General features: G+C 55.6%; 28 protein-coding genes and 3 pseudogenes. 15 read left to right on the top strand and 16 right to left on the bottom strand.

The window, feature by feature from the left end; translation table 11 throughout:
- Positions 1-18 precede the first annotated feature (18 nt).
- The 10 genes from K7R23_RS25135 to K7R23_RS25090 are packed head-to-tail and all read right to left on the bottom strand — an operon-like array spanning position 19 to position 5,314.
- Positions 19-210: a hypothetical protein gene (locus K7R23_RS25135; protein ID WP_012904652.1), complete on the bottom strand. Its 192-nt coding sequence runs from the start codon at positions 208-210 to the stop codon at positions 19-21.
- Positions 191-424 (bottom strand): ANR family transcriptional regulator, encoded by a 234-nt coding sequence (locus tag K7R23_RS25130; protein WP_012904653.1) that lies wholly within the window; start codon positions 422-424, stop codon positions 191-193. Before K7R23_RS25130 ends, K7R23_RS25135 begins: the two co-directional genes overlap by 20 nt.
- Before the next feature lies 1 nt (position 425).
- Complete coding sequence (locus K7R23_RS25125; RefSeq protein WP_000206136.1) at positions 426-1,070, bottom strand: DUF3164 family protein; 645 nt, start codon at positions 1,068-1,070, stop codon at positions 426-428.
- Between the two features lie 29 nt (positions 1,071-1,099).
- A complete protein-coding gene (locus tag K7R23_RS25120) occupies positions 1,100-1,315 on the bottom strand; it encodes a hypothetical protein (protein WP_012904654.1) in 216 nt (71 codons plus the stop codon).
- Positions 1,305-1,496: a hypothetical protein gene (locus K7R23_RS25115; RefSeq protein WP_012904655.1), complete on the bottom strand. Its 192-nt coding sequence runs from the start codon at positions 1,494-1,496 to the stop codon at positions 1,305-1,307. The genes K7R23_RS25120 and K7R23_RS25115 overlap by 11 nt, the downstream gene beginning before the upstream one ends.
- A 15-nt stretch (positions 1,497-1,511) precedes the next feature.
- On the bottom strand, positions 1,512-1,751 hold the full coding sequence (locus K7R23_RS25110) for a hypothetical protein (protein ID WP_232796103.1): 240 nt from the start codon (positions 1,749-1,751) through the stop codon (positions 1,512-1,514).
- Between the two features lie 26 nt (positions 1,752-1,777).
- Positions 1,778-2,110: a hypothetical protein gene (locus K7R23_RS25105; RefSeq protein WP_148222057.1), complete on the bottom strand. Its 333-nt coding sequence runs from the start codon at positions 2,108-2,110 to the stop codon at positions 1,778-1,780.
- A gap of 14 nt (positions 2,111-2,124) precedes the next feature.
- On the bottom strand, positions 2,125-3,018 hold the full coding sequence (locus K7R23_RS25100; protein ID WP_012904658.1) for an AAA family ATPase: 894 nt from the start codon (positions 3,016-3,018) through the stop codon (positions 2,125-2,127).
- Positions 3,019-3,035: 17 nt separating this feature from the next.
- Complete coding sequence (locus K7R23_RS25095) at positions 3,036-5,078, bottom strand: Mu transposase C-terminal domain-containing protein (protein ID WP_012904659.1); 2,043 nt, start codon at positions 5,076-5,078, stop codon at positions 3,036-3,038.
- Positions 5,078-5,314 carry a helix-turn-helix domain-containing protein gene (locus tag K7R23_RS25090; RefSeq protein WP_000989761.1) on the bottom strand — a complete coding sequence of 79 codons (237 nt, stop codon included), beginning with the start codon at positions 5,312-5,314 and terminating at the stop codon, positions 5,078-5,080. The genes K7R23_RS25095 and K7R23_RS25090 overlap by 1 nt, the downstream gene beginning before the upstream one ends.
- 182 nt (positions 5,315-5,496) lie before the next feature.
- Here K7R23_RS25090 and K7R23_RS25085 point away from each other — a divergent pair, with 182 nt between their 5' ends.
- The 4 genes and pseudogenes from K7R23_RS25085 to K7R23_RS25070 all read left to right on the top strand — a co-directional run bounded on the left by K7R23_RS25085 (position 5,497) and on the right by K7R23_RS25070 (position 8,553).
- The gene (locus K7R23_RS25085; protein ID WP_012904660.1) at positions 5,497-6,144 is read left to right on the top strand and encodes a helix-turn-helix domain-containing protein; all 648 of its coding nucleotides are present in this window, start codon (positions 5,497-5,499) and stop codon (positions 6,142-6,144) included.
- Positions 6,145-6,455: 311 nt separating this feature from the next.
- Positions 6,456-7,712 (top strand): annotated as a pseudogene (gene fliI, locus K7R23_RS25080) (flagellar protein export ATPase FliI); the annotation flags it as partial.
- Between the two features lie 2 nt (positions 7,713-7,714).
- Complete coding sequence (gene fliJ / locus K7R23_RS25075) at positions 7,715-8,158, top strand: flagellar export protein FliJ (RefSeq protein ID WP_012904661.1); 444 nt, start codon at positions 7,715-7,717, stop codon at positions 8,156-8,158.
- Positions 8,155-8,553 (top strand): FAD synthase family protein, encoded by a 399-nt coding sequence (locus tag K7R23_RS25070; RefSeq protein WP_012904662.1) that lies wholly within the window; start codon positions 8,155-8,157, stop codon positions 8,551-8,553. The genes fliJ and K7R23_RS25070 overlap by 4 nt, the downstream gene beginning before the upstream one ends.
- Here the strand turns inward: K7R23_RS25070 and K7R23_RS25065 are convergent.
- The 6 genes and pseudogenes from K7R23_RS25065 to flgA all read right to left on the bottom strand — a co-directional run bounded on the left by K7R23_RS25065 (position 8,534) and on the right by flgA (position 14,640).
- On the bottom strand, positions 8,534-9,307 hold the full coding sequence (locus K7R23_RS25065) for a capsular polysaccharide synthesis protein (protein ID WP_012904663.1): 774 nt from the start codon (positions 9,305-9,307) through the stop codon (positions 8,534-8,536). The two genes, K7R23_RS25070 and K7R23_RS25065, sit on opposite strands and share 20 nt — an antisense overlap.
- A gap of 47 nt (positions 9,308-9,354) precedes the next feature.
- Positions 9,355-11,913 (bottom strand): annotated as a pseudogene (locus K7R23_RS25060) (glycosyltransferase).
- A 48-nt stretch (positions 11,914-11,961) separates the two neighbouring features.
- The gene (locus tag K7R23_RS25055) at positions 11,962-12,906 is read right to left on the bottom strand and encodes a hypothetical protein (RefSeq protein WP_012904664.1); all 945 of its coding nucleotides are present in this window, start codon (positions 12,904-12,906) and stop codon (positions 11,962-11,964) included.
- A 136-nt stretch (positions 12,907-13,042) separates the two neighbouring features.
- Entirely contained in the window at positions 13,043-13,471 is a 429-nt protein-coding gene (gene flgN, locus K7R23_RS25050; RefSeq protein WP_012904665.1) for a flagellar protein FlgN, read from the bottom strand.
- Positions 13,472-13,486: 15 nt separating this feature from the next.
- On the bottom strand, positions 13,487-13,774 hold the full coding sequence (flgM, locus tag K7R23_RS25045; RefSeq protein ID WP_012904666.1) for a flagellar biosynthesis anti-sigma factor FlgM: 288 nt from the start codon (positions 13,772-13,774) through the stop codon (positions 13,487-13,489).
- A 95-nt stretch (positions 13,775-13,869) separates the two neighbouring features.
- Positions 13,870-14,640, bottom strand: a complete 771-nt coding sequence (gene flgA / locus K7R23_RS25040) for a flagellar basal body P-ring formation chaperone FlgA (RefSeq protein WP_012904667.1) — start codon at positions 14,638-14,640, stop codon at positions 13,870-13,872.
- An 82-nt stretch (positions 14,641-14,722) separates the two neighbouring features.
- Between flgA and K7R23_RS25035 the strand changes: the two genes are divergently transcribed.
- The 11 genes and pseudogenes from K7R23_RS25035 to flgL all read left to right on the top strand — a co-directional run bounded on the left by K7R23_RS25035 (position 14,723) and on the right by flgL (position 23,692).
- Positions 14,723-15,070 (top strand): flagellar basal body protein, encoded by a 348-nt coding sequence (locus K7R23_RS25035; RefSeq protein WP_012904668.1) that lies wholly within the window; start codon positions 14,723-14,725, stop codon positions 15,068-15,070.
- A gap of 2 nt (positions 15,071-15,072) precedes the next feature.
- On the top strand, positions 15,073-15,504 hold the full coding sequence (gene flgC / locus K7R23_RS25030; protein ID WP_012904669.1) for a flagellar basal body rod protein FlgC: 432 nt from the start codon (positions 15,073-15,075) through the stop codon (positions 15,502-15,504).
- Positions 15,504-16,316 (top strand): flagellar hook capping FlgD N-terminal domain-containing protein, encoded by an 813-nt coding sequence (locus K7R23_RS25025; protein WP_012904670.1) that lies wholly within the window; start codon positions 15,504-15,506, stop codon positions 16,314-16,316. The genes flgC and K7R23_RS25025 overlap by 1 nt, the downstream gene beginning before the upstream one ends.
- Positions 16,317-16,341: 25 nt before the next feature.
- Complete coding sequence (flgE, locus tag K7R23_RS25020) at positions 16,342-17,544, top strand: flagellar hook protein FlgE (protein WP_012904671.1); 1,203 nt, start codon at positions 16,342-16,344, stop codon at positions 17,542-17,544.
- Positions 17,545-17,555: 11 nt separating this feature from the next.
- Positions 17,556-18,293: pseudogene (locus tag K7R23_RS25015) on the top strand (flagellar basal body rod protein FlgF).
- A gap of 30 nt (positions 18,294-18,323) precedes the next feature.
- Entirely contained in the window at positions 18,324-19,109 is a 786-nt protein-coding gene (gene flgG / locus K7R23_RS25010) for a flagellar basal-body rod protein FlgG (protein WP_012904672.1), read from the top strand.
- A 56-nt stretch (positions 19,110-19,165) separates the two neighbouring features.
- Positions 19,166-19,831, top strand: coding sequence for a flagellar basal body L-ring protein FlgH (gene flgH / locus K7R23_RS25005; protein WP_012904673.1), 666 nt, complete (start codon positions 19,166-19,168; stop codon positions 19,829-19,831).
- On the top strand, positions 19,831-20,967 hold the full coding sequence (locus K7R23_RS25000) for a flagellar basal body P-ring protein FlgI (RefSeq protein WP_012904674.1): 1,137 nt from the start codon (positions 19,831-19,833) through the stop codon (positions 20,965-20,967). The genes flgH and K7R23_RS25000 overlap by 1 nt, the downstream gene beginning before the upstream one ends.
- A complete protein-coding gene (locus tag K7R23_RS24995; RefSeq protein ID WP_012904675.1) occupies positions 20,967-21,281 on the top strand; it encodes a rod-binding protein in 315 nt (104 codons plus the stop codon). Before K7R23_RS25000 ends, K7R23_RS24995 begins: the two co-directional genes overlap by 1 nt.
- Positions 21,282-21,380: 99 nt before the next feature.
- Positions 21,381-22,748, top strand: coding sequence for a flagellar hook-associated protein FlgK (gene flgK / locus K7R23_RS24990; RefSeq protein ID WP_012904676.1), 1,368 nt, complete (start codon positions 21,381-21,383; stop codon positions 22,746-22,748).
- A 14-nt stretch (positions 22,749-22,762) separates the two neighbouring features.
- The gene (flgL, locus tag K7R23_RS24985) at positions 22,763-23,692 is read left to right on the top strand and encodes a flagellar hook-associated protein FlgL (protein WP_012904677.1); all 930 of its coding nucleotides are present in this window, start codon (positions 22,763-22,765) and stop codon (positions 23,690-23,692) included.
- Positions 23,693-23,726: the final 34 nt, after the last annotated feature.

The following is a 23,726-nucleotide window of genomic DNA, read 5'->3' as shown; positions in this document are numbered from 1 at the left end:
AATTAAAAACAAATTAAATTAATGCGGTGCTTTCAGTGTTTCGACTTTTACGAAATAAGGCTCGACATTAATTTCAACCACACAACCACATTTAAAATCTCTGGCTGGCGCAACAGTTTTCACCACACGACCACAACCAAACACTGCGCTGTCGGTATGTGTAAAACGAGTCCCCACCGGATATAGCTGATTAAAGTTCTTCGCATTCATGGCGTGGCCTCCAGCCCTTCAGGTGAGCGTTAGCGCAGAACTCCGCACGATGTTCAGCCCAGATGCGGCGCAGGGTGCTACACGGGCTTTGCGCTGCCTTACGCCACAGTTTTTCAGCCTCAGCATAATCGCCGCGTTGTTCTGCTCTGGACGCGCCCAGCGAATACGCCGCGCAACTATTTCCGGCTCTGTACTCTTTGATATCCTGATGCATGTTAAACCCCTGCAATATCAAGCGGGATTGCGCGGTATTCATCAGAATCACCGACGCGCTCATACACGCGGATATAGCTTTTGCTGCCAATCACCTGGACCGCTTCGCCAATCAGCGTCATGGCGTTATTCCAGCGTTCGTCCTCAATTTCGAGGCGACGCAGGGCCAGAACGCGCCCGGTATTAATGTTGCCTTCCTTGTCCGTGCTGAATGCCTCGCTGATGATGGCTTTTATTTCAGGGCGCGCACCTTCCGTCCAGTCAGCCAGGCAATCATCAATCAGCGACTTCGCGGTCTGAATGCGTTCATCAAACGCGATACGGTCCTGCATGGCGCGCTGAATCTTGTAACGCCCGTCAAAGCTGTAAAGCGTGATATTCCCTTTTTTACCGCCTTTCACAGCGCCGTATTTTTCCGCCGACAGGTCAATAAACGCCTGAATATCACCAAAGGCACGCAGTTTCAGTTCCCGCAGTGAGGCGGAGGCAGCAATCACCATCTCCACAAGCTCACCGACCAGCTGCTCGCGGTCGCGGTCAATATCTTTGATAAGGCTTTCAGGTGTCATTACGCCACGGGCATCCACCCAGTAACCTTCAGGCGCTTGAGTTTTCGTGTATTGCTTAACTTTATTTTCAGTCGTCATAATTAAATTACCTCAGTAATATTTACAGATTAATTTGTGTTATGTGCGCAAGGCGCAACGTTTTCAGAAAAAAGATTCACGCCGTTATAGTCATTTCTGAGCGTTTCCTTGATAACATCATGTAATCTTGTTGCCACCTGAAACTCCTTTTCGGAAGCTCCGTCCTTCGAATAACTCCCCGTGGTCTGGGTTAAAACACAGCCTTTTTCATTGGTATAGATAATTACTTCCAACTTAACCGCCATGTTTTTCTCCTTTGAAATCAAACGATTTAAAAATAATTTCGTTCATAAAACAGTGAGTTTTTATGATAATGTCGGAAACCTGCTCTCCCGTGACATCAGGCGGCAACTGATACGTCGCGACGGTTTTCTCCGGTTTACCAGGCCTGTCCAGGCTGAAAGTTAGCTCAAGCTCTAATGACATTTTCAGTTCCTCGTTTTACTGCCATACGACGGTGCAGCCGTCGATACAGGACGTTTTCACCACGCGGCGCAGGCCGCTGAATGTCTGGATGATTTCCGTTACCGGCCATACAGGACCACCCACAGGTGGGCAGGCATAAACCACAGGTAAACGGTGATGCTGCCCCGTTACACGACCGCCGGTGGTGTGGATGGCCACACGGGCACGGGAACGGACGGCGTTAATGGTCTGCTTGTCCATCGTCTTGTTCTCCATCAGTGAATTAACATTTCTGCGCTGCATTATCTGAGTGCAAACGCAAGTCGTGACTGATAACGGGGAAGACGGGCACACATACGCGCAAGACGATAAGCCCGACGAAACCCCTGTAAAGTCTGCTCAAAAGGAATAATCATTAATCGCGCACAGCATTCATCAACATCCCAGTCGTCGCTGGTATTTCCGGTTCCATTGATTTCCCGTTCACGGGAATACAAATCAATGCGCAGTTCACCCGGCACGAAGCAATCAACAAACGGAATAATTTCACCAGGGGTTCCATTAGAATAAACACAACCATTACGACCAATACTCTGTAGTGCCCTTATTTCATTTCTGAGAGCCATTTTTTCCATGCGCAAAACTCCAGTCACTTAATTAACATTTTGGAAAATTTCTCAATGGCTTCCACGCTCACCGGTACTTTGGTGACATCGCTCATCCGGTACACGCCACGCACCAGTTTGAACAGGCGACGGGCGTTACCACGCGAATATGTATAAAGCGCCTCGCCGATTTCTGGCGTTTCCGCTTCCGGCATCAATTCTGTGGCTATTGGAGTAAAATCCTCTGGCGACAACGTATTCCCCATATCAAGCGCCACGCCCACACGACTGTATAACTGAGCGAACTCCCCACGATTACCCTTAAGATTAGTCACAAGGCGCGGCATACCCGCCAGGACAATCCCGATACCCGCTTTGTCATGCAGACGGCGCAGAACCTCCAGTGCACGGTAGGGGAGTAGCTCGGCTTCATCCACCATCAGCAGACGACCGGAATCACGCAGTTCGCGCACACAGACATCAATCAGTTCGTGAATGTTGCCGCGAACCTTTACCCCCAGCTGGCGGCACAGCTCCCCGAGTAGCGCCCTGGCTGTATAGCCTGTGTCGGCCTCAATCAGTATCGCATCCCGGTTTCTGGCGGCGTATTCACGCAGAATCATTGTTTTTCCAAGACCAGCCTCGCCATGCAGCACACAGATTTCACAATACGCATGAGCATAAGAGAGCATTTCCAGTCCGTTATCTGCTATTTTCGTGGAGACAAATTGCGCTTTAACGCGACGATTACTTTGCTTCTCCAGCTCACGACTGACAAAGGAAGAGATACGCTCTTCAACGTCAGTAACGTCACCTACATATTTACCCTGTAAGTACTGGTTGATAACGGCGCTACTACGACCAATTGCGCGACCAACGTGGGTCTGCGTATAGCCGCAACGGGCCATTACGTCATTTAATTGCGTAATTAAACTCATATTAAATACCTTTTAAATTAACGGTTGTTTGTGCCGTCTTTCTTTAAATTGCGGTCACGCTCGGATGCAAAGAAATAAAGTTCTTCTTTTTTCTTTTCCTCCTTACGCTCCAGACCAAATCCAAAATTAAAGTCAGGTTTCTGCGTAATAGCCGGGGTAAGCTCGCGTTTAGCCTCTTCGATTTTCTGCGTGGCCCGTGCAATGCGGCCCCTGACGCGTTTCTCCAGTTTTTGCTCGATAACTGGTTTAGCGAAGGCATCAACCTTGTTACCGTTCCAGATGGCATCGCAGATATAAGAGCCATCAGCCCGCCGGACAATGACGCTGTTTGCATCATGAATATCGTAACTGACCCTGACTTCATTCCCGTGCTCTGCGGCCAGATCATATGAGTAATAAATATTGTTGAATAACTGAATTTCCCCGCGAAATGTTTTGCGCGTCACTTCCGGTCTGAACATTTCATGCAGTTCTTCCGGCGACAGGAAATCAATTTCAACATTCTGCTCTTTTATCAGTTTCCGGCGATACGCTGCCGGGCTGTAATGTTCGCCATCCTCTTTGCGGGGAAGGCTGCTGTGTGGCCGGTTGTTATAGCGTCTGACCTCCAGCTCTATGGCTGCCATCAGTTGCTCAAAGGTAGGGATTTCATCCCTCGCCTTAACCTGCCGTTTTGTCAGCTCTTTCCCTTTGTGGGTGGCCTTAATGGCTGACTGCATAATCCGTTGCTGCATCATTACGGTTTCCTTGTCTGCTCCCTTTGAGCAGTACGTCCGGAAACTCAGGGCCACATCCCGGGGAATTTCCTTGTTAAGCCTTTCAATCACCCCGCGCCCCTGTGGGTTACCTGGTATCCCCGTGTGATGCTCCACACCCAGCCGGGGCAAAATCCCGGTAATATCGGCGTCAAGCACCCGGTTTTTTTCGCCGCCCCCGTTATCGGAGTAATAAATCAGCGGTATCCCGTGCTGCGCCATGCCGTAACGTAACGCATCAGCAACGGCTATCACGTTCTCCGACAGGGACAGTGACCAGCCCACAACAAAGCGCTGCCCCGCATCCATAACCAGCGTCACCTCTGGCCGGAAAATATTGCCGGTCAGGGGGTTAAACGCGGTCATTTTCATACAGTGACCATCCCCGACCCATACCGCATTAACCGGTAGCGATGTCCAGTCGCGCCGCACAAAGGGATTGAGCGAACGCCAGGCTGAACCTGTGGAGCGGAAACGCTCCTTAACAATCACCGGGACGCTGCTTAACACCCGTCTTACTGCGTGAACTGAAGGCAGTGCCGCCAGCATTCCCGCATCATTCGCGTGCTTTTCATGCCACCAGGCTGAAAACTCGCGATACGCATATTCAACGGTCGGTCGCTTCCATGAACGATAGAACATAAAGAAATCGCTCAACCACCAGACCTGCTCCCACGGTGTTCCCTTATGATGACCGGGAGCCAGTAACGCCAGTAACTGATTGGCATCACCGCGCGCCATCAGCCAGGCGGAATACCATTCCTGCAAACTTCCCCAGCTGACGCCAGTTCGCTTACCCTGTCTGGCGTTTGCAGTGCCTGCGGCCTCAATAATGCGCTCAGGCAATGCCCCCTGACGAATACCATCAACGATGTGTTTTACTGCTGCTGTCCTGGACATTCCGGCATATTCACGCAGTTTATGCACTTCGGTAGCCAGCAATATCCGCGCATCAGCGATGGCCTTTTGCTTGTCGGTCAGTGCCTGGACTTCGCGTAATGCCAGTTCCGGGCATTTGACCATCACCTCCAGTTCATCGCGAACGGTGACGTTTTTAACTGCCTTCTGCTCAACCACTGCGGGCAGTTGCGTATCTTCCAGGACCTGATGGGTCAGGCGCTTACGTAAAACTTTCTGCGCTTCAGCGGGCAGGCAGTCGATGTGATACTCGAATGCTTTTGTGCCTTCACGCTTGCGCTTCCATTCCGGGTGCGTCTCTGTGATCCGATTGAGCGTCCAGCGCACCCCCTGAACTGTACCGGGCAAACCAGGAAGACCGGCCAGCTCATTGGCTGAATAAAACATTACGCCGCCTTACTGGCATACCGGCTTGGCCAGATCTCCGCAGGTTCCACACCAATAGCATCGGCTATGATGCGTTCATATTTAGGGCATGAGCGATACAGTGCATTTTTTAAAGAGTCTTTTTTTAGACCAGCGCGTTCAGAAAGTTCACGCAATGTAAAACCTTTGGTGTGCACAGCGGCAACGATGTACTCGCGGTGCCAGTCTTTGTTCATTACTTCATTTCTAACCATCATTAGGTTACCCTTAAAAGTTATCCGTGCGGATAACACCGCCGTGTTATCCCTTCGGATATAAGTATTGATCCATATGTAGCCCATGTAAAGCAAAAATAGCCCTTTCTTTGTATTTTCTTTTTGATTTTGGTCTTTATGTGGTTTTTGCAATTAAAATCAACTAGTTATAGAGGAAAGAAAAAATGACCAGAAATGATGATGCTTTTTCTTTTGTCGACCGGGGAAAAGAAAGTTTCAGAGAGCGTTTAGTAAAGCTGATAGGTAACCGCAGTGTCAGAACTGCTGCGAGTGATTGGGGAATCCCCCCTTCAACCTTAAACAACTACATTCATAAAGGAACAGAGCCTTCTTTTAAAATAGCTTGCCTTATCTCAGATAAAGAGCAAGTGAGCTTAAATTGGCTCGCTTACGGTGAAGAACCCACCGCCAAAGAAGGTTCTCTATCAAATCAAACAGCGCAGCCTTCTCCCGATATTACAAACGAGCTAGTTAACGAGTTATTGAAAAGAGCGTCCACAGAAGTTAAGGAGCAACTGATAAGTGCAATATGCGATATGGGCATTAAAGGAATCTTGGAACGCCTACAGCAACCCACCAAGCAAACTAAGCAGGCCGACAGCGACTTGGATGAACTGGAGAATGCCATCAGAAGATTAAACATCAGGGAATCGCTTAAAGACACTATTTGCATGGCATTGGCTGGTAATGAAGAAACTGACAAAGAGATTTTGCGCCGTATCGAATCTCGTATACGAGCTGGGTCGCCAGGTGGTCATACCGTTGCCACGCCGGAGCAAGAAACGAAGCCTGTAAGCAAAAAATCAGCATGAGCGCCTACTGCCTGGTGGGCGCATGCTGCCAACTAATTAGCGACATCCACAACAAGCCCAATACAGAAGACGGATAAGAAAGGAACAAATCAAGCAAGGTTAAAACAGTTTTTAAAATCTTTTAAAAGGCGATCGCTTTCCTGCACCACCAGATCAAAGTAGTCCAGAATAAAGCGCAAAAAAAGGCACTTTTGGTCATTTCTTTCAAAACGATCCAGAATCGGCAAAATCTCTCACATCCCGCACCACTCAAGGCTTGCAGGTTCGTCCAGGCTGCTCGGGCTCAGTCCAGAATTGATCACCACCCCACAGTTAACGGCATTTTGCTGGAAAGCGTCGGCTGTCCGCTGGTGACCGGCCAGCTGTGCCGGATTGAAAGCGCCGATCGTACCCTGATCGACGCCCAGGCGGTGGGTTTCAACCGCGACATCACCTATCTGATGCCCTTCAAACATCCCGTCGGCCTGATGGCGGGGGCGCGCGTTTTTCCGCAAGAGAAAGCCCAGGAGATCCTGATTAGCGACAGCTGGCTGGGCAGGGTCGTCAACGGCCTCGGCGAGCCGCTGGACGGCAAAGGTCGCCTGAGCGGTAGCGACGTGCTGCCGCCGCAGGCCCCCTCCATTAATCCGCTCAGCCGCCGGGCGGTGCATCAGCCGCTGGATGTCGGCGTCAGGGCGATCAACGGGCTGCTGACCATCGGCAAAGGCCAGCGCGTAGGACTGATGGCGGGCAGCGGCGTCGGCAAAAGCGTACTGCTGGGGATGATCACCCGCCAGACCAAAGCCGATATCGTGGTGGTCGGCCTGATCGGCGAGCGTGGCCGCGAAGTGAAAGAATTTATTGACCATTCGCTGGGCGCGGAGGGGCTGGCGAAGTCGATTATCGTGGCGGCGCCAGCGGATGAGTCGCCGCTGATGCGCCTGAAGGCCACCGAGCTGTGTCACTCCATCGCCGCCTGGTTCCGCGACCGCGGCCAGCACGTCCTGCTGCTGGTGGACTCGCTGACCCGCTACGCGATGGCGCAGCGGGAAATCGCCCTGTCGCTGGGCGAACCGCCCGCCACCAAAGGCTATCCGCCTTCGGCTTTCGGTATGATCCCGCGGCTGGTGGAGAGTGCAGGCAACAGCGAAAGCGAAGGTTCAATGACCGCGATTTATACGGTGCTGGCGGAAGGGGACGATCAGCAGGATCCGATCGTTGACTGCGCGCGCGCGGTGCTCGACGGTCACATTGTCTTAACCCGTAAACTGGCGGAGGCGGGGCACTATCCGGCGATCGATATCGGCCAGTCGATCAGCCGTTGTATGACGCAGGTGACCAGCCGCGAGCATCAGCAGGCCGCCCGTCAGTTGAAGCAGAACTACGCCGCTTGGATGGAGATCAAACCGTTGATACCGCTGGGCGGCTACGTGGCGGGCGCCGATCCCGGCGTCGATAAAGCCGTCAAACTCTATCCGGCGATTGAGCGTTTTCTGCGTCAGGAGGTCAGCGAACCCGCCTCTCTGGATCGGGTGCTCAACCGTCTGCAAACCCTGTTTCCGGTCGCCAGAAAAGCCGAAGGTAAATAACGATGCGGCAGATTATCGATACCCTGGCGCAGCTACAGCGCCTGCGCGATAAAGCGGTAAAAGACATGACGGCGCAGCTGGCGAAACAACAGCAGCTGTGCGCGGGCTATGAGAACAACATTAAGGCGCTGGGTTATCTGATTCAGAAGACCTCCGCCGGGGCCGGAGCGCCCTGCGTCGAATCGCTGAAGAACGTCACGGACTATAAAGGTACGCTGCGCAAGGTTATCGCCTGGCAGGAGCAGGAAAAGACGCTGGCGAAAATCAAGGAGGGGCGTATTCAGAAGAACCTTGTCGCCGCCGCCTGCCAGGAAAAGGTGGTGGCGATGACGCTGGATGAGAAGCGTAACGAACTACGCGACGAGGCTTTCGCCAAAGAGCAGAAGGCGGTGGACGAGATCGCCGGTCAGTGCTGGCTGCGCAATAAACAGCTGGGGCAGCGATGAAAACCGTCATCACCTTCGGCACCTTCGATGTCTTTCACGTTGGTCATTTAAAAATTTTGCAGCGGGCAAGCGCGTTGGGAGAGAGACTGGTGGTTGGCGTTTCATCCGATGCGTTAAACATCCGCAAAAAGGGGCGCGCGCCCGTGTACAGCCAGAGCGACCGTATGGACATTCTGGCAGGCATCAAGGGGGTGGATGAGGTCTTTCTCGAAGAGTCGCTGGAGCAAAAAGCGGACTATATTCGCCGCTTTCAGGCCGATATTCTGGTGATGGGCGACGACTGGCGAGGAAAATTCGATAACTTATCCTGGCTTTGTAAGGTGGTGTATTTTCCCCGCACCCCATCGGTTTCCACCACCTCCATTATTGAAGTCATCAGAATCCAGCAAGATTAACCAGCAAATGCGAAAGCATCAGGCTGTCTTTGCTTTTAATAATATCCTGAAGTGTGGCGGTGCGATAAATTTCCGGCGTCCAGGAGTTGTGCAGAGATATCATCCCCCCTTTCACCCTGGCGAGTAATTCATTCAGCGGTTGCGCTGGCGGCGTAAACCAGAATTTAATATAGCGGTTCCAGGGATTTTCATCCGCGACGGAAAGCTCGAGAATATTGCCGAACGCCTGCGCTTCCAGAATTTCATAATGCGGCTTCATCTCATCTTTCCTGAGCAGAGGGTTGATAATGGAATTGCCTACCCAGTCCCAGGGCAACGGCGAGGGGAGCGGCTGCGCCAGTCTTTTGCCGATTTCGGTTATCCATTGGTAAAGTAAAGGGTTTTGTCTGCGCTGACAAAACAGGATGGCAAGGTGGATCTGCTGACGTTGCTGATAACCGAAAGCGTACAGCGTTGCTTCGTTAAAAGCGCCGGTTGCAAAGGGATTGGCGGTCATGATGGTATCCACATCAATAAACATTCCGCCACGCGATAATAACACCCATACGGAAACCACATCGGATTGCATCGCCAGCGGCAGGTTAAAGAACGCTTCGCTGAGTAATGTTCCGGGCAGGTATTGCCGGATGTTGTCATGGTTAATAATTACTATCTTAACGCCCGGAATAGCCTTTATCCATGTCTGCATACAGAGCTTAAGATAATCCGGCATACTGCTGCCCGGCTGGTTTACCCAATAAGTATAAATGTGCATCGGTGGTGTCCTGAAAATAATGTTCCCGGGCGCTGGCGAAAAAGTGGCTAAAATAATTTTTTTTGCAGGCTGGTCAGGAAACGGTTTTCACGCACGAGCTCAGAATTGGCTATCGCTGAGATAATCTCCTGCGCCGCGCGCTCCCCGGCCCGGCCATCCATAAAAGGATCGCAGTAGTGCTGTCGAATATCGTCCAGCCGGGAGTGACGCGCCGCCCAGTCAGCGTTGATGGATAATGCGTCTCGTAGCTCGCCGGTATTACGGACAACCGGTAATACTTCCCGAAGGCGCTGTTCTGCGCTGTAAGGGCTGGAGTAGCTTTGCTGGCTGCGCAGAAGTGAGTCCAGGCCTGGCCAGTCGAGTAAAATAACTTTTTTACCCACATGGATCGCATCGAAAATAAACCCGCTGTTGTCCGTTAAGACATAGTCGGCGCAGGCCAGCAGCGGCAACACATATTCCGGCCCGTCGAGCCTTTTTCGCAGGTGTTTATTCGCCAGCGCCAGAGCGGTTTTTTCCTCGGGGCGCGAACAGGTTCCGTGATGCAATTTGGTGATGATATTGTAATCCCGGCTCAGGCTTTCGAGTTTCTCTGCCCAGTGCGGCAGCGAGCTGAGCGCGCCGTAGGTTGGCGCATACAGGAGGAGCGGTTTTCTGGCGTCCAGCTTCAGTGATTCGGGAAGCGAGGTATCCACCTTCCCCTGATGCCACAGGTCGAAGCGCGGGTTGCCGACAACTTTTGCGCTGCCATTAATATCCAGCGCCTGCTGGCTGTAGGGACCATAACACAGAATGCGGTGATAAAAGGCATTCCACCAGGCATGGTTCCACTCTTCTTTCGCCAGGCCGTACATCGCCCGTACCTGAATTTCCGCCAGATTATTAAGATCGGGAACGTAATAGGGGCTCACAAGGCATTTAAAGCGTTTCCCCTGCGCCATGATCTCAGATATCCGCACGCCGCCGAGGGCGGGATCGTTAATGGTTTTAATCGTGGCCAGCATTTCATCCAGAAACGGCTTATAGGTGCGATCGTTAATCAGCAATGTGCAGACGTGCCCCTTCGCCTGCAGCGCCGTAATGATTGGCCGGTAGATCGCGTAATGAAAGGCAGTCTCCATAAAGAAGGCGATAAGATTGTCAGTGGCCGCCGCGGAAGGGGGCTGTGCGGGGCGCGCAGGCTGAACGCTTGCCGGTGATTTATTGATTTTATTGAAATAAAAACCAATATTGTCGGTCTCTTTTTTCTCAATATCGCTGTAGCCTGGCCGCTGATAGCACAGGCTCGGATAGCAGGCCAGCCATTTGCCCTCACGCAGCAGCGGCTGCCACTGCGCTTCCGGGGTAGCGGAAGGATCGTGCTGCAACTGCTGCGCCAGCGTCGCGTAATAGCTGCCGTTTACCAGATAAGCGCAGACCTTCCGGCAGTCGCGGGCGTGAATCATGCCGTTCAGGCTTTTCAGCACCGTCCCCTGACGGATTTTACCGCCGAGGATCACCACCTCCCACGGCAGCTTCGTCAGCGCCCCCAGCAGGGCGTTGAGGACGCTGATGTGTTTCTCCTGCTTGAGGATCACCACGTCATCTTCCAGCAGCAGATAGTTGCGCCAGCCCTGCTGTTGCGCCATCTGTAGCGCCTGCTGGTGCGACTGGCGACGGCCCGACTGACCATTTTCCGCAGCGCAGGCCACCAGGCGGACAATCTTCTCTTCGGGTACGTTGAGCAGGGCCAGCTCCTAGCGGATCTGACTCAGGCGATCCGTTCGCCGATCGAGATTGACGATCACCAGCCGATCGAGCGCCTCCCAGCAAATCGGCTGATGGTGGGTGGCGTTATGCAGGCTCAGATACCAGTTACGCAGCAGCGGGTCGCGAACCGTCTGCTCAAGGGTGACGTCCAGCGGTTCGCTGGCCCCCAGCACAAAGTCTTTATCGAAGGTATTGTGGCTGTGCGAAATACACAGAATCGTGCGTTCGCCCGGCAGCTGAAGCGGGTTGGCAGTAAATTTATTGGTAAAAGCTTCCTCTTCGCTCAGGTTGCACTCATCGTCGTAGCGGTGCTTCTTCAGGTAGTTGCGGTGATAGCAGAAGGTGCCGTTAAGAATATTTTGCGGACCAAAGCTGCGGGTCTTAAACAGGCGGTTGAGATGGCTGTACCAGACGGGGATGCGATCGGAACCGGAGATCAGCGCCCGGTGGCGCTGCATCATCGCAATGGTGTAAGAGATTTTATCCGGCGGATAAAAGTCGTCGTCATCCATGCACAGGATGTATTCCCCTTTCGCCAGCGCGTTGAGCATATTGCGCTTTTTCCCCAGCGCCAGCCTCTGCGGATGATGGATATAGCGAATGTTGAACGCGGCGGGGTTGCCCTGGGTCAGCTGGTCGATAAGCGGCAGATGGCTTTGCGGCGAATCGTCAAGGATCACCAGCTCCCGGCGATCCGCCGGGTAATCCTGATAGCGAAACATATAGATAAGCCAGGGCAGAAAAGCGCCGCGATTCCAGGTCGGGGTGACGACGCTGACAAACGGTTTTTCGCGGCCGGTATCCAGCGTTTTGAAAACGCCTGCGGGAACGGTATGGGCTTTAGACGATTTTGACATGGTGAGATTCGCGAAAAAAAAACCGGGCCGTAGCCCGGCAAACGAGCGCTAACAAATCAGCAATGAAAAAGCAGACAGCAGGTGGTCGGTCGGCAACCGGCTTTCGGCCTGGCGGCGCAGGAAGGCGGCGCTTTCGCTGTGCCGCCAGCGTTCAAACAGGGCGAACAGCGCGAAGATATCCGCATGGCTCAGCGACGAACCGTCGAGCGTCCAGAGGCTGAACAGCGTACGGATCAGGAAAAAGTCACATGCCAGCGCGAAATAGCGTCCGGCGACGCCTTCTCCGTCATGCTGTGGGAACATATCGTGATACAGACGGTAAATCAGGTAATTGCTGAAAATCCACGCTTCGTGGGCAAAGTAACGCTCATGCGTCTCCTGCCATTGCGCCTGTAGCTGCTGCTGCAATAAGGCTTCGCTGTTGGCATCCTGTAGCGCCAGCAAGCTGACCTGCAGTGGCAGGCTTATCTTACGCGCGCCGTCAGGCAGCGTTTGCCAGTCAAATTCCTGGCCGCCGAGCAGGGTGATCAACCGGCACTGTAATTGCGGCACCGACGGCAGTAGCGCGAACTGTTGCTGTAATTTCCCCGACCGGGCAAGGTTGGCGAGGCTGGTCGGCAGCGATGCGATTTGCGCGAGCGTCTCCTCGCTGTTGCCCGGCAGTTTTTCGCTGTACGAAAGCAAAATGCCCAGCGCGTAGAGGCGCAGCTCCGGTTGCAGTGCGGGCAGGGTGACCGCGTTCAGCGCCGCCTGGTTCAGCGTCTGCTCGCGCAGGGAGAGCGGCTGGCCGTCCGGCATGGCTTCGCACTGGCTGGTATGCAGCGCAAAGGCGTGCGGATTGCCGAACGCCGCCTCGCAGCTGGCGGCGTCGGTTAGCGTCAGGCTGTGGCGGATTTCATCTTGCCAGACCTGACGGGTATGCAGCGGGGAGCCGGGATGGCGGGACAAAAACGTGCGGACAAAGTCCGGTTCATAGCATTCAATCATCTTCATTTCGTTTCTCGGATATCCCGCAATTTATCTCTGGCTGACCCTAAGCAAGTTGTATGCCGCTTTTACGCTGCAATGAAATCAACGCGTTACTGAAACAGAGGAAAATGCGCTTCCACCCAAAGGAAAGGGCGGAAGCTCAGGGCTGATAGATAAAATCGGCTTCGGTGCCTAAAAACGACTGAATAAATACATACTGGCGGATAAGCAGATCGCCGTTCTTTTCGTTGTAGGCTTTGCAGCGTTCCGCCTTATGTTCAAGACGTTGCCACCCGCTCCGGGCGGCGCTTTTCTGCGGCGCGGGCAGCCAGCTAAACACCTCTTCCATACCAGCCCGGCTGGCGCTTACTCCCAGCAGTTGCAGAAGCGTGCGCCGCTGCCTGCTGTTCTCTTTCAGCAGTTCATAATGGGAATGAATGGTTTCATTCACCGCCAGCAGCTCTTCGCTGGCGCGGCGGATCATGCACAGGCGCTGTTGCTCCAGCAGGTTTCGCAATCCGTCATACAGTGTGTCGTCTTCGCGGATCCCCTGCAGCAGCATTTTGACCTGTTGTAGCCTGGTGCTCACTTTTCTGGCCTCGTTTTAGCGGAAAAAGTTCAGCATATCGCCGGCTAACTGGTCGGTATCGACGCTCAGTTCGCCCGCCGCCAGCGCGGCCTGCATCTGAGCCACTTTGTCATAATCGATATCGCCCTGGCCGTCGTCGTTCAGCGCCTGTTGCGCCGACTGCAATCCCGCCTGGGTGATATCGTCAGCGGAAAGCGACGTGGCGCTTACGGCACCGCGCGCGGCGCTGTTTTTACTGCTGTTGCCAGCGTCGGCGGCCGCTGGCGTCGGGCGGTTGCCGGAGAGTGTCGGGGTAATTTTCATATCAACCTCGTGCCTGTCCCGTCTGGTTGTTCATCTGTTACTGGGGTAAAGCGGTTATTGGCGGCGAAAACTTTAATCAGTAGCCAAAAAAACGTTTAGCCGCTGGTGTTGAGGGGGGATACCACCCCGGCGTCGTCCACCACGCCGCTGATGATCCGCTGGCTGGCGGCGTTGCGGATCTTGATCACCTCGCCTTTACGACCGTTTTTCAGCGCCACGCCGGGCATGGCGGCGGTGATCCCTCCCAGACGGGAAACAATCATCACCGGCTGGTCGCGCTTCACCAGAACGGGGGCCACCAGCTGCGCGCGGTTAAGCGGTTTGCCGGGTTGCAGGGGGCGTTTACTGGTCATGCCGATAGCCTCATTCAGATCCATCAGCAAACCGCTGCGCTGACCGCTGACGTTGTACCGCTTTAGCAGCACATCGTCGGCGGTAATGACCGTGTCGCGCGCAATCAGCGACTTCGGCATCACGACCGGCACGTAGACGTCCGGGCGCACCGCCACGTTCACCTTCCATCCGCCCTTTCCTGGACAGCTGACCGTAAAGTTCATCCGGCTGAGCGCCATCTCCGCCGCAGAGGTGGGGGTGACGTGCGGCGTGCCCGGGCAAAGCGCGGCGGTGGCGATCGCAGAAGGGATAAAGACATTGAAGGTGTAGCGGTAGTCATGCCACTGCTGCCTGCGCGCCAGGGCGTCGATCTCCTGACCGGAGGCGCTGAGCACCAGCGCGTTGATCTGTTCCCGGGCGCTGTGCTGCACGGGACGGATGGCGGCATGAAGGGGGGAAACCAGCATCAGGGCAAGAAGCGTTTCCGTCATAAGGCGGAAAATCGTTTTCCGCCTGCGGCTCTGTATTGTCATAAAACCATTTCTCATCAGTCACTTAAAAGTTGGCATGTAAGTTGCTAATACAAGCAAAGTGAATGCAGGAGTGATGCAAGAAATGGGAATCAGTTTTCAGCAGGCTTTAGGTGTGCATCCGCAGGCAGTGAAGTTACGTCTTGAGAGGACCGAGCTACTGACTGCGAATCTGGCAAATGTCGATACGCCGAATTTCAAGGCTAAAGATATTGATTTTGCCGCTGAGATGCAACGGGCAAGTCGGACAAATGTGATGCCAGAAGTTGACGTCAAGTACCGCGTGCCGATGCAGCCCTCGGAAGATGGCAACACCGTGGAACTGAATACCGAACAGGCCCGGTTTTCGCAAAACAGTATGGATTATCAAAGCAGTCTGACCTTTTTAAACCTGCAAATCAGCGGGATTAAAGAGGCCATTGAAGGGAAATAAGGATGTCATTTACTGATATTTACCAGATCTCCGGCTCGGCAATGACGGCGCAAACCATTCGCCTGAATACCGTCGCCAGTAACCTGGCGAATGCCGAAGCGCCCGCCAGCAGCGAAGCGCAGGCCTATAAGGCCCGCAGTCCGGTTTTTGCTGCGGTTTATAACAATAGCCTGACTGGCGCGCATCATCGCCACGCGATAGACGGCGCCAGCGTTCAGGTGCAGGACGTACTGCAAAGCGGCGGGGCGGTGAAGCGCTATGAACCCCATCATCCCATGGCGGATAACAACGGCTACGTTTGGTATCCGGACGTCAACGTCGTTGAGCAGATGGCAGACATGATGTCCGCGTCGCGCGATTTTGAAACCAACGTGGACGTGCTGAATAACGTGAAAAGCATGCAGCAAAGTCTGCTCAAATTAGGGGAAGCGTAATGAACGCTCTGGCTCTGTATACCCGTTCTCAGGCGCTGTCCGCTGCTCAGGAACCGACGGCGGTCGCCGACAACCACGTTGACGCCGCAACGTCAGACGCCAGCAGCGCGTCGTCAACCACGGTAACCTCCGATAACAGCAGCACGACGGGGACGGCAACCACCACCACCTCAACGGAAAGCTCAGGCGTGGAGACGTTTCTGACCCTGTTTGTGGCGGAAATTCAGAACCAGGACCCGACCGATCCGGCCGATCCCACCGACTACATCGATCAGCTCTCGTCGATGGCGCAGGTGGCGATGATGGAGGAGATGAGCGTACAGGCGAACACCAACGCGGTGCTGATGAGCAATATTCAGGTGATGGCGCTGGGCAACCTGGTGGGCGACGACATCATGGTTCAGACCACCACTTTGCAGGTCAGCGATAGCGCGATTGAAGGGCGCGTCACCCTTGACGATGCCTGCACCACCGTCGATCTCCATTTTATCGACGCGGCGGGCGATGACTACACGGTGTCGCTGCTGCCGGAAGGCGGCACGTCCGTGGGGCCGGGCCAGGTGGATTTTGACATTAACCCTGCCGATTACGGCATTCCGCCAGGAGATTATGACCTTTCGGTGGTCACCAACACCGGGGAAGAGGAAGTGCCGGTTGAAGTCTCAGGTGAAGTAAAAGACGTGCGAATTCCGCTGGATGGCAGCACGCCGGTGCTGAATATCGACGGCGTCGGCGAAGTGCCGTTCACCATGATCAGTCAGTTCGGCGTACCGGATGCGGATAACGGTAGCGACAGCAGCGATGCGATTTGAATAATTTTTAAATACAGGATGAATAATGAGCTATGAAATTGCGGCGACGGGGCTGAATGCCGTCAACGAGCAACTGGACGGCATCAGTAACAATATCGCTAACGCCGGCACCGTCGGCTATAAGTCGATGACTACCGACTTTTCCGCCATGTACGCAGACAGCCAGGCGATGGGCGTTAGCGTGGCGGGCACCGCTCAGAGCATCGCCCGCGGCGGTTCAATGGTTTCCACCGGCAACGCGCTGGACCTGGCGATCAACAACGGCGGCTTCTTCGTGATGTGCGACAGCGCGGGCAATATTACCTATACCCGCGCCGGTTCGTTTGAGACTGATAAAAACGGCTATATCGTTAACGCCTCGGGCGCCTGCCTGCAGGGCTACCCGGTTGACGGCAGCGGCACGCTGCAAACCGGCACCGTCACCGATCTGCAGATCCAGACCGGCAATATTCCGGCCCAGGCGACCAGCAATATGACCTTCACCGCTAACTTTGACGCCAGCGATGAGACTGTCGATCGTTCAACGATGCCTTTCGATCTGAGCAACAGCGACTCTTACACCGACAGCTATACCACCACGGTTTATGACTCGCTGGGCAATGAGCACTCCGTCTGCCAGTACTTCACGAAGACCGACGATAATAGCTGGGAGGTGCAGTACAGCTTTGACGGCCAGATGGAAAGCGGCGTGGAGCCAGTGACCTTAACGTTCGACCCCAATACCGGCAAGCTGACCTCCCCGACGTCTCCTGTCTCCGTCGAATTCGAAACCGGCGCGGCCGCGCCGATCGACATGACCTTCGACTACTCAAGCTGCACCCAGTACGGTTCCGACTTCTCGGTCACCACCAACTCGGCGAACGGCTACGCTTCCGCGACCCAGAACGGCGTGCAGGTTGACGACGACGGCAAAGTTTACGCCACCTACAGCAACGGCGAACGGATGTTGCAGGGGCAGATCGTACTGGCGACTTTCCCGAACGAAAACGGTCTGGAGGCGGTCAGCGGTACGGCCTGGGTGCAGACCGGCGAATCCGGCTCCGCTCTGATTGGCGTACCCGGTTCCGGCTCCTGCGGCACGCTCTCCTCCGGGATGCTCGAAAGCTCCAACGTGGATATTACCACCGAGCTGGTGGAGCTGATGACCGCCCAGCGTAACTATCAGGCGAACACTAAGGTGATCTCCACCAGTACGCAGCTTGATGACGCTCTCTTCCAGGCGATGTAAGGCGCAGACCCATGGATCGCTTGATTTATACCGCCCTGAGCGGCGCCACGCAGACGCTGTATCAGCAGCAAATTAGCGCCAACAACCTCGCTAACGTCAACACCAGCGGCTTTCGCGCCGATATGGCGATGGCGCGCAACGACAAGGTTGACGGCAGTGGATTCGACACGCGCTACATGGCCCAGGAAAGTCCGAGCGGCGTTAACGACAGCACCGGCGTGGCGGAAAAAACTGAACGCCCGCTGGACGTCGCCATTCAGGGACGCGGCTATATCGCGGTAGAGGATAAGGACGGTAACGAAGTCTATACCCGCAACGGCAACATCCAGCAGGACGACCAGGGGCAACTGACCATTGACGGTAATCTGGTGCTTGGCGACAACGGCCCGATTGTCCTGCCGCCGAACGCCATCGCCTCTTTCGGCAGCGACGGCACGCTCTCCGTAACGCCGGACGACGGCGACGTGACCGCCACGATGGATATTGACCGCCTGAAGCTGGTGGATATTCCGGTCAACAACCTGGCGAAAAACGCCTAGGGGATGCTGGTGACCGCCGACGGCCTGCCGGCGCAGCGCGACGAAAACATCAAAGTGAGCGGCGGTTTTCTCGAAGGAAGCAACGTTTCCGCGGTCAGCGAAATGATGACCTCAATTGCGATGAACCGTCAGTTTGAAGCGCAAATCAAGATGATGAAAGCCGCTGAGGATCTCAGCGACGCGGGTAATCGACTGTTACGCGGCTCCTGAGCCGCGGTTTTTAATCGGGAATAAAGCTTTATGAATGCAGCGTTATGGATCAGTAAAACCGGCCTTTCGGCGCAGGACGCCGAGATGAGCGCGATTGCCAACAACATCGCCAACGTCAATACCACCGGTTTTAAACGCGACCGAGTGATGTTCCAGGATCTGTTCTACCAGACGCAGGAAGCGCCGGGCGCGATGCTCGATCAGAACAATATCATGCCGACAGGTATGCAGTTCGGTAGCGGCGTGCGCATCGTCGGCACCCAGAAAACCTTCACCGAAGGCAATGTGGAAACCACTGACAACGCCATGAACGTCGCCATTATGGGACAGGGCTTTTTGCAGGTACAGAAGGCCAATGGCGATATCGCCTACACCCGTGACGGCAACCTGCAAATCAATGCCGACGGAGTGTTGACTAACTCACAGGGGCTGCCGCTACAGCCGGAGATCGACGTACCGGCGGGGGCCACCAGCGTGGCGTTTGGCGAAGACGGCACGGTGACGGCGATCCTGCCCGGCGACAGCGACCCGACCGAGCTGGGCCAGCTGACGCTGGTCAACTTCGCTAACCCGGCTGGGCTGTCCGCCGAAGGCGATAACCTCTATCTGGAAACCGCCGCCAGCGGTCAGCCGACCGAAGGGATCCCCGGCGAAGACGGTCTGGGCACCCTGCAGGGGAACGCGCTGGAGGGCTCCAACGTCGATATCGTCAACGAAATGGTGGCGATGATCACGGTACAGCGCGCCTATGAGATGAACGCCAAAATGGTCTCCGCGGCGGACGACATGCTGCAATTTATCAGCCAGACGCTGTAACTCAATAACATAAATGGCCGGATGGCTCAGCGCCATCCGGCAGAAACAGGCAAATCGTGAAAAATTATCTCTGGCTGATAGCGCTGCTTCCCCTGCTGAGCGGGTGCGAATCACAGACGCTGTTGGTGAAAAAAAATGACGAGTTCTTTGCGCCGCCAAAAGCCGAAGCGCCGCCGCCAGCCGCGGGGCGCGCCGGAGGCGTGTTTGAAACAGGCTATAACTGGTCGCTGACGGCGGACCGCCGCGCCTACCGGGTGGGCGATATTCTGACGGTGCTCCTTGAAGAGTCCACCCAGTCCAGCAAGCAGGCGAAAACCAACTTTGGCAAGAACAACACCGTCGATATCGGCGCGCCGACGTTCTTCGGCCATACGAAGAAAAATCTCTCCGGCTCCATTGACGCTAACCGTGATTTTGACGGTAGCGCCACCTCACAGCAGCAGAACAGCCTGCGCGGGGAGATAACGGTGTCAGTGCACTCGGTGCAGCCGAACGGCATTCTCGAAATTCGCGGTGAGAAGTGGCTGACCTTAAACCAGGGGGATGAGTACATTCGCCTGAGCGGTCTGGTCCGCGCCGACGATATTCAGAACGACAACTCCGTTTCCTCACAGCGGATCGCCGACGCGCGCATTTCGTATGCCGGTCGCGGGGCGCTGAGCGACGCTAACGCGGCGGGCTGGCTGACGCGTCTGTTTAACCATCCGCTGTTCCCGATTTAATGCAGGAGTCTGAGATGCAACACACAAGCGGACGCTGGATGCAGGCGTTGTACGGCGTCGCTATCGCCCTCACGCTGGCGCTGCCCGGCATGGCGCAGGCGCAATCCCTGGAGTCGCTGGTTAACGTCCAGGGCGTCCGGGAAAACCAACTGGTCGGCTACAGTCTGGTGGTCGGGCTGGACGGCACTGGCGATAAAAACCAGGTGAAGTTCACCAACCAGACCATCACCAACATGCTGCGCCAGTTTGGCGTACAGTTGCCGAATAAAATCGATCCGAAGGTGAAAAACGTCGCGGCGGTGGCGGTCAGCGCGGTACTGCCGCCGATGTATTCGCGCGGGCAGACCATTGACGTCACCGTGTCATCTATTGGCGACGCCAAAAGCCTGCGCGGCGGTACTCTGCTGTTGACCCAACTGCACGGCGCGGACGGCGAAGTCTACGCGCTGGCGCAGGGCAGCGTGGTGGTGGGCGGGATGAACGCCACCGGCGCCAGCGGCTCCAGCGTCACCGTCAACACGCCGACGGCGGGGCTGATTCCCAACGGCGCGACGGTGGAACGCGAAATTCCCAGCGACTTCCAGATGGGCGACACCATTACCCTCAATCTGAAGCGCCCCTCTTTTAAAGACGCTAATAACATTGCCGGGGCGATCAACGCCGTCTTTGGCGGCATTGCCACCGCGCAAAGCTCGACCAACGTGGTCGTCCGCGCGCCGACCAGCCCGGGCGCCCGCGTGGCGTTTATGTCGCAGCTGGATGACGTGCAGGTGCAGGCCGAGAAGGTTCGCGCCAGGGTGGTGTTTAACTCGCGCACCGGCACGGTGGTAATGGGCGACGGCATCGCGCTGCACGCGGCGGCGGTCTCTCATGGCAGCCTGACGGTTTCGATTAACGAAACCAGCAACGTCAGCCAGCCGAACGCCCTGGCAGGCGGGCGCACCGCGGTGACGCCGCAGAGCAATATCGCGGTTAACCACGCCCGTCCGGGAATGATTAGCCTGCCGGAGTCGAGCAGTCTGAAAACGCTGGTTAACGCCCTGAACAGCCTGGGCGCGACCCCGGACGACATTATGTCGATTTTGCAGGCGCTGCACGAAGCCGGCGCTCTTGACGCCGATCTGGAGGTGATTTAATGAGCCAGTTCAAGGTTGACCACGGCGGCGGCGTCTCTGGCCATGACGCGCTGATGGGACCGCAAATTCGCAATCACGATATGCAGAAGGCCGCGGAGCAGTTTGAGGCGATCTTCTTACGCAACATGTTGAAAGAGATGCGTAAAACCAACGAAATCTTCGATTCGAAAGACAACCCGTTCAACAGCGACTCGGTGCGCATGATGCAGGGCTTTTACGACGACCAGCTGTGCAACACGCTGGCGCAGCAGCACGGCATCGGCATTGCGGCGATGATCGTCAAACAGCTTTCCGGGCATCACAGCAAGGGATAAAGAGCGTCCGGCGGCTTAAGAATCCGCCGCTTTTCGCCGCTCTTAAGCGAATAAGGTTGTTAACGATACACCGGGTGACAGTCCGGCAAGGATTTTTTGATGGATATGATTAACATCGGCTACAGCGGCGCTTCGACGGCGCAGGTGGAACTGAACGTCACCGCGCAGAATACCGCTAACGCGATGACCGACGGTTATACCCGCCAGGTGGCGGTGGTCAGCAGCATCGGCGCCAGCGCCGGTTCGCCGAACAGCGCGGGCAACGGGGTGCAGGTGGACAGCATTCGTCGCGTCTCCAACCAGTACCAGGTCAATCAGGTGTGGTATGCCGCCAGCGATTACGGCTACTACAGCACCCGGCAGGAGTACCTGACCCAGCTGGAAACCGTACTCAGCGATGAAAACAGTAGTCTGAGCGGTGGTTTTGACAACTTCTTCGCCGCGCTGAATGAAGCGACCACCAGTCCGGACGATGCCGCCCTGCGCGAGCAGGTGCTGAGCGAATCTGGCGCGCTGGCGTTGCGTATCGACAATACCCTGGCCTATATCGATTCGCAGAGCGACGAGATTGTCAGTCAGGAACAGGCGATGGTGACGCAGATCAACACGCTGACCAGCGGCATCGCCAACTACAACAAGCAGATCGCCCAGGCGGAGGCTAACGGCGACAACGCCTCCGCGCTATATGACGCCCGCGACCAGATGGTGGAACAGCTGAGCGGCATTATGGACGTGCAGGTCAACATCGACGATAAGGGCAACTATAACGTGACGCTGACTAACGGCCAGCCGTTAGTCAGCGGCCAGCAGAGTTCCACCATTGCGCTGGAAACCAGCGCCGACGGCTCCCGGAGCATGTCGCTGACCTTCGCCGGCACCACCGCCTCAATGACCACCGACACCGGCGGTTCGCTGGGGGCGCTGTTTGATTACCAGAACCAGGTGCTGACGCCGCTTTCCGATACCATCAACAGCATGGCCGCGCAGTTTGCCGACGCGGTGAACAGCCAGCTTGCGCAGGGCTACGACCTGAACGGTAATCCGGGCGAGCCGCTGTTTATTTACGACGCCGCCTCTTCCGACGGTCCGCTGGTGGTGAATCCGGATATTACCGCTGACAAACTGGCGTTCTCCAGCTCGCCGGACGAAAGCGGCAACAGCGATAACCTGCAGGCGCTGATCGCTATCTCGACCAGACCGCTGGAAATAGCCAACCTCGGCGAAGTCAGCGTTGGCGAAGCCTGTTCGGCGATCATCAGCAACATCGGCATCTTTAGCCAGCAGAACCAGACCGAAGCGCAGGCGGCGGCGAACGTCTATTCCGAAGCGCAGAACCAGCAGAGCAGCGTCAGCATGGACGAAGAAGCGGTGAACCTCATTACCTATCAGCAGATTTATGAGGCCAACCTGAAGGTCATTTCAGCCGGTGCGGAAATTTTCGATTCTGTACTGGAAATGTGTAATTAACCGGGAGAGCCAGCATGCGCGTTACCGCCCAACAATCCTATGTATCAATGACCCGGAACTTTAACGATCTCTCCGGCGATCTGGCGCACGTGGTCACCCAGATGGCGACCGGTAAGAGTATTCTGCTGCCGTCGGACGATCCGATCGCTTCGACGCGCATTACCCAGCTTAACCGCCAGCAGTCGGCGATTGAGCAGTATCAGAACAATATCGACTCCGCCTCGGCGGGGATGAGCCAGCAGGAGTCGATTCTTGACGGCGTCAATAATGCGCTGCTGTCGGTGCGCGACGATCTGCTGGAAGCGGCCAACGGCACCAATACCGCCGATTCGCTGGCCAGCCTCGGGCAGGACATTGCCTCCCTGACCGAATCGATGGTCGCCGCGCTCAATTATCAGGATGAAGACGGCCACTACGTTTTCGGCGGAACGGTAAACGATAAGCCGCCGATTTTGGCGGTGGACGATGACGGCGACGGCGTGACCGACAGCTACAGCTATCAGGGCAACGGCGATCACCGCCAGACCACGGTTTCAAACGGCGTAGAGGTGGATACCAACGTGGCGGTAAGTGATTTCTTCGGCAGCAGTCTCGACGTCCTCAATACGCTTAACGCGCTCTCTCAGGAGTTGCAGGACCCGTCGCTCGATCCGGCGGATCCGCAGATACAGAGCGATATTGCCAGCGCCATCGACGTTGTGGATCAGGCTGCGGATTCGCTGAACGCCTCTGTCGCCTCGCTGGGCGAGACGCAGAATACGATGACCATGCTGAGCGGCGCGCAGACCGATATCGCCACCTCGAACGACCAGCTGATCGGTTCGCTGAGCGATCTCGATTACGGTCCGGCCTCCATTACCTTTACCGGTCTGGAAATGGCAATGGAAGCGACGCTTAAAACCTACTCCAAAGTGAGCGAGTTAAACCTTTTTAGCGTGCTTTAACCCTTTAACGCGGCGCAGCCGTCCGGTCTGACGG

It is taken from the genome of Citrobacter rodentium NBRC 105723 = DSM 16636, assembly GCF_021278985.1.
Taxonomy (GTDB): domain Bacteria; phylum Pseudomonadota; class Gammaproteobacteria; order Enterobacterales; family Enterobacteriaceae; genus Citrobacter_A; species Citrobacter_A rodentium.
The sequence above is the reverse complement of the archived record's forward strand: the minus strand, read 5'-3'. Positions and strand labels throughout refer to the sequence as shown.